This window comes from Pseudonocardia abyssalis (assembly GCF_019263705.2).
Lineage (GTDB): Bacteria > Actinomycetota > Actinomycetes > Mycobacteriales > Pseudonocardiaceae > Pseudonocardia > Pseudonocardia abyssalis.
This window is the reverse complement of the sequence record NZ_JADQDK010000001.1, coordinates 622,437-635,309: the sequence shown is the minus strand read 5'-3', so window position 1 is coordinate 635,309 and position 12,873 is coordinate 622,437. Positions and strand designations below refer to the sequence as shown.

At 71.8% G+C, this 12,873-nt stretch carries 17 protein-coding genes; 12 read left to right on the top strand and 5 right to left on the bottom strand.

The genetic code is table 11. The annotated features are described in order from the left end of the window. Position 1 precedes the first annotated feature (1 nt). Both I4I81_RS03085 and I4I81_RS03080 read left to right on the top strand, forming a co-directional pair. Entirely contained in the window at positions 2-385 is a 384-nt protein-coding gene (locus I4I81_RS03085) for a BlaI/MecI/CopY family transcriptional regulator (protein ID WP_308187731.1), read from the top strand. Between the two features lie 74 nt (positions 386-459). After that, complete coding sequence (locus I4I81_RS03080) at positions 460-1,422, top strand: M56 family metallopeptidase (RefSeq protein WP_218601111.1); 963 nt, start codon at positions 460-462, stop codon at positions 1,420-1,422. A gap of 11 nt (positions 1,423-1,433) precedes the next feature. Here I4I81_RS03080 and I4I81_RS03075 read toward each other — a convergent pair whose 3' ends face one another. Beyond that, complete coding sequence (locus tag I4I81_RS03075; RefSeq protein WP_218601112.1) at positions 1,434-2,012, bottom strand: histidine phosphatase family protein; 579 nt, start codon at positions 2,010-2,012, stop codon at positions 1,434-1,436. Positions 2,013-2,143: 131 nt separating this feature from the next. On the opposite strand from I4I81_RS03075, the gene I4I81_RS03070 reads away from it, so the two are divergent. Both I4I81_RS03070 and I4I81_RS03065 read left to right on the top strand, forming a co-directional pair. After that, entirely contained in the window at positions 2,144-2,353 is a 210-nt protein-coding gene (locus tag I4I81_RS03070; protein ID WP_218601113.1) for a CbtB domain-containing protein, read from the top strand. A 15-nt stretch (positions 2,354-2,368) separates the two neighbouring features. Then, positions 2,369-3,106, top strand: coding sequence for a CbtA family protein (locus I4I81_RS03065; RefSeq protein WP_218601114.1), 738 nt, complete (start codon positions 2,369-2,371; stop codon positions 3,104-3,106). Here I4I81_RS03065 and I4I81_RS03060 read toward each other — a convergent pair. Both I4I81_RS03060 and I4I81_RS03055 read right to left on the bottom strand, forming a co-directional pair. Beyond that, complete coding sequence (locus I4I81_RS03060) at positions 3,079-3,978, bottom strand: cation diffusion facilitator family transporter (protein WP_218601115.1); 900 nt, start codon at positions 3,976-3,978, stop codon at positions 3,079-3,081. The two genes, I4I81_RS03065 and I4I81_RS03060, sit on opposite strands and share 28 nt — an antisense overlap. A 60-nt stretch (positions 3,979-4,038) precedes the next feature. Then, positions 4,039-4,482, bottom strand: a complete 444-nt coding sequence (locus I4I81_RS03055) for a L,D-transpeptidase (protein WP_226363711.1) — start codon at positions 4,480-4,482, stop codon at positions 4,039-4,041. Positions 4,483-4,953: 471 nt separating this feature from the next. On the opposite strand from I4I81_RS03055, the gene I4I81_RS03050 reads away from it, so the two are divergent. From I4I81_RS03050 to I4I81_RS03020, 7 genes are all read left to right on the top strand, one after another. Beyond that, positions 4,954-5,643, top strand: a complete 690-nt coding sequence (locus I4I81_RS03050) for a M23 family metallopeptidase (RefSeq protein ID WP_226363710.1) — start codon at positions 4,954-4,956, stop codon at positions 5,641-5,643. A 229-nt stretch (positions 5,644-5,872) separates the two neighbouring features. Then, a complete protein-coding gene (locus I4I81_RS03045; RefSeq protein ID WP_226363709.1) occupies positions 5,873-6,637 on the top strand; it encodes a VldE C-terminal domain-containing protein in 765 nt (254 codons plus the stop codon). 52 nt (positions 6,638-6,689) lie between these two features. Then, positions 6,690-7,085, top strand: coding sequence for a hypothetical protein (locus I4I81_RS03040; protein ID WP_218601117.1), 396 nt, complete (start codon positions 6,690-6,692; stop codon positions 7,083-7,085). Between the two features lie 78 nt (positions 7,086-7,163). After that, the gene (locus tag I4I81_RS03035; protein ID WP_218601118.1) at positions 7,164-7,835 is read left to right on the top strand and encodes a DsbA family protein; all 672 of its coding nucleotides are present in this window, start codon (positions 7,164-7,166) and stop codon (positions 7,833-7,835) included. Positions 7,836-7,845: 10 nt separating this feature from the next. Beyond that, positions 7,846-8,463 (top strand): vitamin K epoxide reductase family protein, encoded by a 618-nt coding sequence (locus I4I81_RS03030; RefSeq protein ID WP_218601119.1) that lies wholly within the window; start codon positions 7,846-7,848, stop codon positions 8,461-8,463. Further along, entirely contained in the window at positions 8,460-8,732 is a 273-nt protein-coding gene (locus tag I4I81_RS03025) for a hypothetical protein (RefSeq protein WP_218601120.1), read from the top strand. The genes I4I81_RS03030 and I4I81_RS03025 overlap by 4 nt, the downstream gene beginning before the upstream one ends. A gap of 118 nt (positions 8,733-8,850) precedes the next feature. Beyond that, a complete protein-coding gene (locus tag I4I81_RS03020) occupies positions 8,851-8,994 on the top strand; it encodes a hypothetical protein (protein WP_218601121.1) in 144 nt (47 codons plus the stop codon). A gap of 263 nt (positions 8,995-9,257) precedes the next feature. Here the strand turns inward: I4I81_RS03020 and I4I81_RS03015 are convergent, their stop codons facing one another. Together I4I81_RS03015 and lspA are read right to left on the bottom strand one after the other, a co-directional pair. Further along, positions 9,258-9,806: a COG4315 family predicted lipoprotein gene (locus tag I4I81_RS03015; protein WP_218601122.1), complete on the bottom strand. Its 549-nt coding sequence runs from the start codon at positions 9,804-9,806 to the stop codon at positions 9,258-9,260. 1,054 nt (positions 9,807-10,860) lie between these two features. Then, entirely contained in the window at positions 10,861-11,403 is a 543-nt protein-coding gene (lspA, locus tag I4I81_RS03010; protein ID WP_218601123.1) for a signal peptidase II, read from the bottom strand. Between the two features lie 127 nt (positions 11,404-11,530). On the opposite strand from lspA, the gene I4I81_RS03005 reads away from it, so the two are divergent. Beyond that, a complete protein-coding gene (locus tag I4I81_RS03005; protein WP_218601124.1) occupies positions 11,531-12,820 on the top strand; it encodes an Nramp family divalent metal transporter in 1,290 nt (429 codons plus the stop codon). The last annotated feature ends 53 nt before the right edge of the window (positions 12,821-12,873 follow it).

Below are 12,873 nucleotides of genomic sequence, written 5' to 3'. Positions count from 1 at the left end.
TGTGACGGGGGGATATGTGCGCGGGTTCGGTGAGCTCGAGGCCGCCGTCATGGAGCAGATCTGGACGTCGTCCGAGGGCGCGACGGTGCCGGAGGTGCACGAACGCCTTGCGTCCCGAGGCGACGTCGCTTACACGACGGTAATGAGCGTCGTCCACAACCTGTATCGCAAGGGACGTCTGACACGTCGGCGCGAGGGGCGCACGCACCGGTACCAGGCGACCGCGAGCAGGGCGGAACACACCGCCGACCTCATGAGCCTCGCCCTGCGGAGCGGCGGGGACCCGCACACGATCCTCACCCACTTCGTCCAGCAGATGGACCAGGCCGACACCCGTCGCCTCGCCGAGCTGCTGACCCGGATGGACGAGGACGGCACGACATAGCCGAACGGCACCTGATCGCGTACGGAACCGGAACACATCGACGGTTAGCGGGTACCGAGCCGGAGGAGGTCGTGATGCGCGGGTTCAACGGGCTCGATGCGGCGGTCTGCCTGATCGGCTACGGGATCGTCGTGGCGGTCCTGGCGCCACGCGTCCTGGCGCACCGCAAACACCTCGATCGGGCACCGACGCTCGGCGTGACGATCTGGTTGGCGGCCTTCATGGGCGCCCTGGTCGCGTGGGTGGTCGCGGTACTCCTGATCGCGGCCGAGGTACTCCTGTCCCCTGACGTCCGGCACGTCGTGGACCGGTGCCTCGCCTCGTTCTGCGCGGCGGCGCTCGGCGCCCACGGCACCGTCGGCCAGTGGCTGGCGGTCGGGTCGGCGGTCGTTCTGACCGCTGGGACCGTCGGTACGGCGTTCGGACTGAGTCGCGCGCTGCTGCGGTTCCGCGCTCGCATGCACCGCCATGCCGACGCCGCCCGGTTGCTCGGACGACACGACGACGCTCTGGGCGCGGTGATCCTGGATGTGCCGGAGAGGGTCGTCTACGCGATCGCCGGACGTCCGTCCACGATCGTCCTGAGCCGCCCTGCGCTTCACGCCCTCGACGAGAACCAGCTCGCCGTCGTCCTGGCGCACGAAAGGGCCCACCTGACGGGCCGCCATCATCTGCTTCGTGGCCTCAGCAGCGCGCTGGCCCGGGTCATGCCACGGATACCGCTGTTCACTGCGGGCCACCGCGAGCTCGCCCGGCTGGTGGAGATGTGTGCCGACGACGCGGCCGTCCGCGATCGCGACCGCGACGCACGACACCTCGTCAGCGCCCTGCTGGCGCTCACCGCACCGGTCAGCATCCCGGGGGCGGCCTTGGCCGCCGCCGCCACCGGCGTGATCCGACGCGCGGAGCGGCTCATGTCGCGCCCGAGCCGCGGCACGCTCCAGTGGACGCGAGTACTGCTCACCACCGGATCCATCGGGCTGCTCGCCGGGCCGGTCGTGGTGGGCTCCGTGCTGTGTGGCGTCCTACCGTTCTGATCGTGGGTGCCTCACCGCCGCACCCGGAGGTGCGACGCCGTGGCGACCAGTCGCCACCGGCCCGGGCTGCCGCCGACGACGGTGGCGGTCAGCGGCGCGACGTCGATGCGCCAGAACGCCGTGAGCGGCGCGCCGAGCACGGCGAGCACGGCCGCGCGGATGACGGCGGTGTGGGTGACGGCCACGGTGTGACCCTCACCGGAGGCGGATTCCAGCCAACGGGTCACGCGTGACGACAGCTCGGCAAGCGACTCACCACCGTGCGGGGCCACCGTGGCATCGGTCAGCCAGGCCCGGACGGCGTCCGGCTCCTCAGCGGCCACCTCGTCGAGGGTACGGCCCCGCCACCGGCCGAGGTCCCAGTCCGTCAACGCGGGTTCGACGACGGCCGCCGCCAGGCCCAGCGCCTGCGCCGTCTGGCGGCACGACGCCGCCGGTGACGACAGCACCCGAGCCGCGCGCGGCACGCTTCCCGCGGCGTCGGCCGCCCACTGCGCACCACGGTCGTCGAGGGGTTCGTCGGACGCGAAGGCCGCCGTGTTCGTCGCGGAGGTGGACGAATGGGACACCAGGGTCAGCTTGTCACCCATGTGCCTCCCTCGATACCAGACGACCCTTGACGACGACGTCGGCGCAGGTCAGCATAATTACCTGAATGACTGTTCAGACAATCAGGCAATAGGCATCTCCGGGTGCCGCCGCCCCGACGAGGAGACCGACCATGACTCAGGCAGCAGCACTTCCCCGCTCCGCACCCGCGGCCATCCCCCTCACCGAGGTCGCCCCGTGGGCCGTCTTCGCCGGGGCGGTTCTGCTGTCCCTGCTGTACCTGGTCGGCATGGACCAGGGCGCCACGTCACTGATCTCGGGCAGCGTGCTGCACGAGTTCCTGCACGACGGCCGCCACCTCCTCGGCTTCCCCTGCCACTGACGGCAGGCAGCGGTCATGGTCAAGACACTCCTGCTCCGAGGCATGGCCGCCGGTCTCGCCGCGGGGCTAACCTACTTCGTGTTCGCCTACCTGTTCGGCGAGGGCGCGGTCGACGGGGCCATCGCCTACGAAGAACACGTCGGGGGAGCGCACGACGCCGCCGAGGCCCCGCTGGTCAGCCGCGGGATCCAGAGCACCGTCGGGCTCGGTGTCGCCGCCGTGCTCTACGGTGTCGTGATCGGCGGACTCGTCGCGCTCGCCTACTCCGCGGTCGTGGGCCGGGTCGGACGCCTCGGCCCCCGAGCCACCGCGGCCGTGATCGCGGCTGTCGGCTTCGTCGCCGTCGCGGCGGTGCCGTTCCTCAAGTACCCCGCGAACCCGCCGGCGTCGACCCTCGGCGCCTCGGTCGGCCAACGCACCGGGCCCTACGTCGCGCTGATCATCATCTCGGTCGCCCTGGCGATCGGGGCCGTGATGCTGCAGCGCAGCCTCACCGCGCGGTTGGGGACGTGGAACGCCACGCTGACGGCCATCGGGGCCTACTTGGCCACAGCCGGGATCGTGGGCTTGCTGCTGCCGACCGTCGACGAGACCCCGGCGGACTTCCCGGCCACGGTGCTCTACGACTTCCGGCTGGCGTCGATCGGCGGCCAGGTCGTGCTGTGGGCCGTGCTCGGCCTCGTGTTCGGTGCACTGGTCGACGACCGGGCGGAGCGGTCGGCGCGTCAGACCGGTGTGTCGCGATCCTCGTGACGGGCCGGCTCGCACTGCACGGTGACGTGGGTGATGCCGTAGTCGTCGGCCAGCAGGGCCAGGACCCGGTCGAGAACATCGTGGTAGTCGGCGCCATCGGCCACCACCACGTGCCCAGAGGCGTTCTCCATCCCCGAGGTCAGCGTCCACACGTGCAGGTCGTGGACGTTGAGCACATCGGGCAGCTCGATGATGCGCCGCCGGATCGCCTCGACATCCATCCCCGGCGGGGCGACCTGCATGAGGATGCGCAGCGCCTGCGCGGTGAGCGTCCAGGTCCGCGGCAGGATGAACAGGCCGATCGCGGCACCGACGATCGGGTCGGCATAGGGCCAGCCGGTGGTGTAGATCACAATAGCGGCCACGATCACGCCGACCGATCCGAGCATGTCGGCCAGCACCTCCAGGTAGGCGCCGCGCAGGTTGATGCTCTCCTTCGACCCCGCGGTGAGCAACCGGAAGCTGATCAGGTTCACGACCAGACCGACGACGGCGACGGCCAGCAGCGGGAGACCGGGCACGTCCGGCGGATCGGAAAGCCGCTGCACGGCCTCGTAGAGCACGTATCCGGCCACGCCGAACAGCAGCAGGCCGTTGGCCAGTGCGGCGAGCACCTCGAGCCGGTAGGTGCCGTAGGTGCGCTGCGAGGTGGCCGGCCGTTGCGCCAGCGTGATCGCGGCCAGTGCCATGCCCAGCCCGAGGACGTCGGTGCCCATGTGGGCGGCGTCCGACAGCAGCGCCAATGATCCGAATGCCAGCCCGGCGACCAGCTCGACGACCATGTACCCGGCGGTCAGCGCGAACGCGATGACCAGCGGCCGGCGATGCCGGCCGCCCGATGTCGCGGCACCGTGCCCATGACCCTGACCCACGTCCCTCACCTCCCGGCTCGTCTCATGCACGGATGCGCATGAGACGAACTCTAGCAGGCGCTACGCGGCATCGTCTTGCACCTGGACCTCGTCACCGACCTGCAGGTAGTCGAAGAACGCAGCGGCCTCGTCGTGAGCCAGGCGGACGCAGCCCGCGGACTTGGTCTGCAGGTTGCCCTCGTGGAACGCGATGCCGCCGGGGGCGAAGAACACCGCGTAGGGCATCGGCGCGCCCGACTCCCCGCTGATGTGGTCCTTGTTCTTCCACTCGACCTGGAACCGTCCGGGCGGCGTGCGGTCCGCACCGCCGGCGCCGATGCTGATCGGCACCGGCCCCCGGAGGACCTGACCGTCCTGGAAGAGCCATGCTCGGAGGCCGACGAGGTCGACGCACGCGACGGCGGTCGCGGTGCAGGGAGTGCCCGGCACGACCGGCGGGCCGACCTCCTGGGCCACGGCGACGGTTCCGGCGGAGACCAGCGTGGCGGCGACGAGAGCAAGCACGACCGCACCCCGGCGCCCTCTCCACGACACGCGCCGACCCACGACCCCGTAGCTGCCCATGCTGGTCCTTTCCGTACTCGACACCCCGTGCAACGGCCGGGTCCGAGTGAGGGCACGGGATTGAACCCGATCGTGTCCGCGGCCGTGCCATGGTCACGGAACAGCAACGGGGAGACGGGCGCCGCCCCTCTGACGGCGTTGCGACGGCCCTGCTAACGTCCGGGTACTTCGATCACAACCCGATCACGACGGACGGTCCGAGCTCCCCCACAGGCCCGCCGCCGGATCGATGTCGAGAAGGACTCCGTCGTGGCGCGCCACCGCTCCCCCAGCGGCGCGCGGGCGTCCGAGCCCGACCGGACGATGCCATCAGGCATCGTCGCGGCCGGCAGGACGCACCGCCTGCCACCGCCTCCCGGCGGTACCTATTGCGCGCGCACACTCGTCGCCGCGGTGGCGGCGGGAGCTGCGGTGGCCGCGGCCGAGACGATGATCGTCGCCGTCGGCGACGATCTCGAGCCCATCGTGCTCAGCGCAATGCTCCCCGTCCCGGACGCGCACACGACGGCGGCAACCGCCGCGGCCTCCTGGGACGGCGTCGGCGGTGACCAGCCCCTACCTGACGCCGTGGCCGCCGCACACGCGGACGACTCCCCCGTCGACGTCCGCAACCTCACCAAGGCCGTCGAGATCGGGCAGGAACTCGCCCGGCAGGCGGCGATCCTCGACTCGGCCCTCGCCGCTGGCGCTCCGGGTGCGGCGCTGTTCGGGGACAGCGCGTTCGCCCAACCGGTGACGGGCCGGGTCACGTCGTTGTCCGGTCCCCGGTGGGGCCGCACCCACAACGGCCTCGACGTGGCCAACGCCATCGGCACGCCGATCTTCGCCGTGACCGAGGGTGTTGTGGAGAAGTCGGGTCCGGCCAGCGGTTTCGGCCTGTGGGTGGTCCTGCGGCATCCCGACGGCAGCCGGTCGGTCTACGGCCACATCAACCGCACCTACGTCGAGGTCGGGCAGCAGGTGTCCGCCGGTGCCCAGATCGCCGAGGTGGGCAACCGCGGCTTCTCGACGGGGCCGCACCTGCACCTGGAGATCTGGGACGTCGACGGCAGCAAACTCGACCCGACCGCGTGGCTGCAGGAACGCGGCATCGACGTCTGACCGGCCGAGCCGGCCCAGCGGCTCGGGGGCCCGTAGCAACGGTCCGGGCACCGCTCACAGCACCGAGCGACGCGGTCGCCGCGTCACCGGGGCCCCGACTCGCCGGGGTCGGTGTCCGTTTCGTACGGTCGCAGGACCACGGCCCGGTAACGGAACGGAAACGGACGCTCCCCGCTCCGCCTGCTCCCCGCTCGCTTCCGACCGGCCGTCCGGCACGAGAGGTCCGTTCGTGGCACGGCACAGCGCCCCATCGCGCCGATCGACGGCGCGCGCACGTCCCGCCCCCGCACCATCCGCCCGTGCGCGGCACACCCGCACGAGCAGTCTGGCCGCTCGCTACGGATCCACCGGGGTCCTCGCCGTCACCGCCGTCAGCTGCGGCGCACTCGCGACCGGTGAGCACCTGCCCATCGCGGAGGCGGAGGTCGCACCGGCCGCGGTCCAGCTCGACACGCTCACGTCGCCGGCATTCCCCGACGGCCCCACCCTTCTGTCCAGCGTCGCACCGGTCGCGCCTGAGCCCACCACCTTCGACGCCGGGGCTCTGGTCAAGGCCGTGACCCTGGGCGAGGAACAGCGCGCCCGGCAGGAGGCCGAGGCGGCAGCGGACGCCGCGGCCGCCGCCCGCGAGGAGGAGGAACGTCGAGCGAGCAGCTGCGCCGCAGGCGACTCCGGCTTCGAGACCGTCCAACCCGCGGTGGCCGATGCCGGCACGGAGCTGCGCTGCCGGTTCGGCGTCGACACCGTTTACGGCGTCGCCGGTCGTGCCGGCACCTCCGACCACCCCGCCGGGCTAGCGCTCGATCTCATGGTCGACCGCGACCCCGGTGAGCAGCTCGCCGAGTACGCCGTCGAGAACATGGACCGGCTCGGGATCAAGTACGTGATCTACCGGCAGCGGATCAACACCGGGTCGGGCTGGGAGGCCATGGAGGACCGCGGCGGGGTGACGGCCAACCACATGGACCATGTCCACGTGTCGTTCGAGGACTGACGCCAGCCCGCGCCATCTGCCGCACCCGTCCGTTGTTATCGTCGCTGACGTCATGAGCATCGTCCGCGTGCCCCGTTCCCGCCGCCCGGCGGCCGGATGGGGCACGCGTGCCGTGCTGGCGATCGCGATCCTGGCCCAGCTGTTCGCCTGCCAGGCGCTGCTGGCCCCGACCGGTCCCGCACCGGCCGCCATGATCCAGGACGTCGGGCACGGGCTCGGGCATGACGCCGTGTGCGAGGCGGGCGCCGCGCCGGTCACCGCGGTTCCCGCCCGTGCCGTACTCCACGACTGCCTGCCGCCTGCCGACCCGGCCCTCGCACTCGTCGCCCTGATCGCGGCCGGCATCGTCGCCGCGTGGGCATCCGCGGGCGGCACCCCCGCCTGGGCTCCGCGCCGCCTGCTGCCGGGTCGCCACCGGCTGCTCGCCGTCGGCATCACGCGGGTCTGACGCCGCCGAGCTCCGTCACGTCCCGCCCCACGGCGCATTCCGCCATCGCACGCGTTAGCCCGCACCCAGAGAGGGATCATGACCAAGAACCTCCGGGCCACCCTGACCGTCGTCCTCGTGGTCCTCGCCGTCCTCGTCGGCGCCCTGCTCCTCACTCGGAACGACACCGCGGTCCCCGGCTTCGCCGGCGGCCCACCGGCCGCCCAGCTGATACCCGACGAGGTACTCGTCCGCGCCGACAGCCACCTCCTGTCCACCCCGTCCGAGAGCCGGGCCACCTTTGTCGAGTTCCTCGACTTCGAGTGCGAGTCCTGCCGGGCCGCGTTCCCCGCCGTCGAGCAGCTGCGCGCCGAGTACGGCGACCGCGTCACCTTCGTCGCCCGCTACTTCCCCATCCCCAGCCATGCGAACGCCGAGAACTCCGCCGTCGCGGTCGAGGCGGCCGCCCGGCAGGGCCGCTTCGAGGACATGTACCGCACGATGTTCGAGACCCAGGCGCGGTGGGGCGAGCAGCAGGAGTCGCAGGCCGCCCTGTTCCGGCAGTTCGCCGTCGACCTGGGTCTCGACCTCGTCGCCTACGACCAGGCCGTGTCCGATCCCGCCACCCTGGAGCGCGTGCTCCGGGACCGGGCGGACGGCGAGCTGGCCGGCGTGCAGGGCACTCCCACGTTCTTCCTCGACGGCGCGCGGCTCGAGCCGGAGTCGGTCGACGACCTCCGGGCCCAGCTCGACCTCGCCCTCGCCCGATAGGAGAAGGTCCATGTCCCCACTCGACGTACGGACCCGGGGCACCGCGCCCCCGGCCGCGGTCGGCACGTTCCTGGGCCGGGCGACCGGCTGGATCCTCCTCGCCGGAGGCAGCGTCGGCGCCCTGGCCGCCTTCGCGCTGACCCTCGACCGCATCGCCCTGCTCGAGGACCCCGAGTTCGTCCCGGCGTGCAGCATCGACCCGGTCCTGTCCTGCGGATCGATCATGTCCTCACCGCAGTCCGAGGTGTTCGGCTTCCCCAACCCCCTCATCGGCCTGCTCGCCTTCCCCGTCGTCGCCACCTTCGGTGCGGCGGTGGTCGGCGGCGCCGCCCTCCCCCGGTGGATGTGGCTGGGGCTGCAGGTCGGTGCGACGGCCGGTGTCCTGTTCGTCCACTGGTTGATCGCGCAGAGCCTCTACGTGATCGGCGCGCTGTGCCCGTACTGCATGGCTGTGTGGGTCGTGACCATCACCGTGTTCTGGTACACGACGCTGCACAACCTGGGCCGCGGACCGGCCGGTTCCCGGCTCGCCGAGTACCACGGGGCCGTGCTCGCCGCCTGGCTGGTCGCGGTCGCCACGCTGGTGGCGGTGCGCTTCTGGCCCTACTGGGCAGGACTCCTGCCATGACCTCCTTCGTGCTGGCCAGCTACGCGATCACCGGACGCCGCGAGATCTGGCCCCTGCTCGTGGTCGCCGGGCTGGTGGCGCTGCTCGTCACCGGCCTGCTGGTCGCGCAGCTGACCGATCCCGACCGCAGGCGACGGGCCGTCGAGCGCCGGGCACTGATCGCCGGTGTCCCCTCCATCGGCCCGGACGCCGACGCCCACGCGCCCGAGAAGGCGCATGACGAATCCGGCAACGTCGACGTTCCGCACCAGGACCGAAGATCCGAGTGACCGGCTCGGTGTGTTGGTCCACGGCGCTGACCCCCGATCGGCGGTCCCTCGCCCGATCCCTCACCTCGACGGACGGCCGCCCGCTCCCGGGCGGGTGCCCGTCACGGAAGGACCCTTCATGACCACACTCCAGGCGATCGGCGTGTTCGCCGGGATCCCCGTGCTCGTCCTGCTGGTGATCGCGCTCCCCCTCTACGGCGGCAGCTGGTTCCGGTGCCTGACCCGCCGCGGCACCGGTCCCGATCGATCACACCCGGGCTGAGGAACCTCCACCCGGAACGATGGCGAGCGTGGCGGGCAGCTTGGCCGACCCGATCCGTGGAGGGTCGCCGCGACCGGGCGACACGGTGGCCAGTCGCAGCCCGGCGGCAACCGGCAGACACACCGGCAGCACGACGAGGAGGACGAGCCCGACGGGCCAGCGGCACACCCAGGAGGGCGAGAACCTCCCGCGGGCGCGGACGGGACGAGCCGGTGAGGTCGGCCACGACGACAGAGCGCGGCATGCGTCTGCTCACGTGCCGGTCAGGACGGGGCCGTGGCCCGGTCTCCGGTCGGGGTGACGACGAACCACTGGTCGTTCTCGCCGTGCCGGCCGCTGTCGGTCAAGCCACCTGGGTCGGCCGGATCCCGGTACAGGGGCCATCCCGCCAGCGTCACCTGCGTCGTGCCGTCGGACCGGATGAGGGTGCCCACCAAGGCCGGATCGACGCCGAGCAGCACGGGCTGCTGGCCGGACGCGACGGTGAACGGCTGCCAGAGCCTGCTGCACGCGTCGGTGCAGCGCGAACTGGGTGGAGCCGTGTCGTCGGCCTCCGACCGGTAGAGGAGCCGTCCGTCCCCGCCGGTCACGACGACACCGAGCGGGCCACTCTGCACGGCGTACAGCACGGGTTCGTCCGCCGCGGTGTGACCGTCCGTCTGCTCTCCGGAGGAAGGGTCCGGGGCGGTCTGCGCCGGGATGGCCGACGGCGGGGCGGCCGCCTCCGCCGCGCACCCGGACGCCGCAGCGGCCACCACGACGACCAGGCTCAGCCGGGCGGTCCAGATCGGGCGGAGGTGTTGTCGGTTCATGGCGGTTCTCCGTGATCCGCTCGGTGAGGGTGGGTCCATTCGGGAGACGGGCCCGCAGGCCGTGGCCGATCGCGGCGACACCGGCCGCGCCGATCAGGACCGCTCCCACCGCGACGGCCGGGTGGAGCAGCCCGGCTGCGGCGAGCGGCACCGCGAGGGTCACGGGCCACCGCCACCCACCTGCGGCGGCGCGAGCGGTGTCCGGGCACCGGCCCAGCCGCACGAGTTCGACGACCGCAGCCGGGTCGGTGTTCGCGACGACGTTTGCCACGTCGACGGCCGACGACATGGGGAGATTCCGAGGTCGGCCAGCGCGGAAGCTCGTCGGGATCACCGCTGATGACCGCGACGACGTCCACGCCGCCGCCAGCGCCAGCCAGGAGCACCTGACCCGGGCCGAGAGCGGCAACTCGGCATCGTCCATGCCCGCACACTAGGAACAGGTCGGTGCGATCGGTTGCTTTCCTGAGAACGCACGCCGCCCTCCGGCGACTCGGGCGCGCCCAGTGGGCCCGCACACCACCGTCCGGACCACCGCGCTGCGCCGGACGACCCGGGTGGGTCTCAGCGCGTCATCCGGCGGGACGAGGGCACGACGAACGGCACGTGACCCGTGGGGACGGCCGAGAGCACGTCCGAGGAGCCCCGGGGACCCCGCCGCGCCCGCGTCGACCCTCGCCCCGACGCTGCCGACCGCGCAGTCGCCCCTCGGGCTCGGCGGAGAAATGGCGATCCGGCCGACATGGCGTCGCGGGCTGCTCAGCGAGCAGGGACACCTGGACGACGCCGGAGGCGGTGGCGATGAGCTGCTCGGTGAAGATGACCGCGGCCACGAGGCCCTGGGCAACCGTCACTGCCTGCCCCCGACGAACACGTCAGCTGCCCGACCCCGGGACCGATACGGTGGTCGACCGGACTCAGGGGGTCCCCACGCCACAGCGGCCGCCGCCGCCAGGGACAGCGCTGTTCTGCCCGACCGCTCGCCCCGGGCTCACCCCGTATAGCCCAACGACCGGCCGTCTCGCCCTGGTGCCGACTCCCGGTCGACCGTGGGTCACCGCGCCGCGCCGCCCGACGTGATCAGAACTGGCTGTCCCCGCCAGGACAGCACGAACGCCACGGCCACACCGATCGTCAATGCCGCATCGGCGAGGTTGAACGCGGCGAACCAGGCGACGTCCACGAAGTCGACGACCGCACCCCGGCCCGGTCCCGGCGGGCGGGCCAGCCGATCGACGAGGTTGCCGGCTGCTCCTCCACCGACCAGGCCCAGCACCAGCGCCCATCCGACGGAGGCGGCCCGACCGGCGAACCAGGCGATCGCGACGACGACGACACCGGCGAAGGCGGTGATGAACGGGGTCAGCGAGGTCCCCATGCTGAACGCCGCGCCGGTGTTGAACGACAGGGCCAGCTCGACACCGGGCCAGAGGGGCCACGGTTCGACGAGCAGGCGCAACGCGGCCTCCTTCGTGACCTGGTCGACGATCACCACCACGACCAGTACGACGACGACCAGCAGCCACCGTCGCCGACGTCGGCCGGCCCGAGCGGATTCGGCGGATCGCTCTGCACCGCCGACCGCGTCAAGAGCCACGACCCCCACGATACGGACATTGCACGCAGCACCCGCGGCGGCATCGACCGGCCTGACCTTTACCGCCGCCGCTTCGACCGGACTCGCCGCCTCAAACTGCCGTTAGGGTCGTCTATCATCTTCGGTAATGACCACTACCGACGCGTCGCCTGGCACTCACAGTCTCGGTACGGACGCATCGACGGTCGCCGAGATCCGTGCTCGCGGTCCGCTGCGCGGGCGGCTGATGTTCTTCGGGCCCGCCATCGTTGCGGCCATCGCCTACGTGGATCCGGGGAACTTCGCCACGAACTTCTCTGCGGGCGCGCAGTTCGGCTACCTGCTGCTCTGGGTGATCGTCGGGGCGAACCTGCTGGCGATGCTGATCCAGTCGCTGTCGGCGAAACTCGGATTGGCCACGGGCCGCAACCTCCCCGAGCTGTGCCGCGACCGGTTCCCCCGCCCGGTCTCCCGCGGGATGTGGGTGCAGGCCGAGATCGTGGCAATCGCCACCGACCTCGCCGAGGTCATCGGCGGCGCGATCGCCCTCAACCTGCTGTTCGGCATCCCGTTGTTCACGGGCGGGGTGATCACGGGGATCGTCGCCTTCGCCCTGCTGGCACTGCAGTCCCGCGGCTTCCGGCCGTTCGAGCGGGCCATCGTAGGCCTGTTCGCCGTGATCCTGCTCGGCTTCCTCAGCACGGTGGTGCGCATCGACATCGTCGGGGCCGACGCCGTGGCGGGGCTCGTCCCGCGGTTCGACGGCACCGACAGCGTGCTGCTGGCCACCGGCATCATCGGGGCCACCGTGATGCCGCACGTGGTCTACCTGCACTCCGCCCTCACCCAGACCCGGATCCGGGCCGACACAGCGGCAGATCGCCGCTTCCTACTGCGTCGCCAACAGACCGACGTCGCGGTCGGGATGGGGCTGGCCGGACTGGTCAACGCCGCGATGTTGATCATCGCCGCCACACTGTTCTTCGGTACCGACGTACCCGACACCGACACCCTCGACGGGGTGCACGACGGGCTCGCGCAGGTCCTCGACCAGCCGGCCGCGTTCGCATTCGCGATCGCGCTGCTCGCGTCCGGCTTCGCGTCATCCGGGGTGGGCACCTACGCCGGGCAGATCGTCATGCAGGGCTTCATCCGACGGCAGATCCCGCTGCTGCTGCGCCGCGCACTGACCCTGGCCCCCGCGCTCGTCGTGCTCGGCATCGGCGTCGACCCGACGCGGGCACTGGTGCTCTCGCAGGTGGTGCTGTCCTTCGGCATCCCGTTCGCACTCGTTCCGCTGATCCTGCTCACGCGACGCCGCGACATCATGGCCGAACTGGTCAACCACCGCCTCACCACCGCGGTCGCCGGCCTGGCCGCGGTCGTCATCATCGGCCTCAACGGCTTCCTGGTCTGGCAGACCGTCACCGGGGCCTGACCGCGACGGACGCACCCCAGGTGGTCGACCCGAACTTCTACACGAGATAGTAG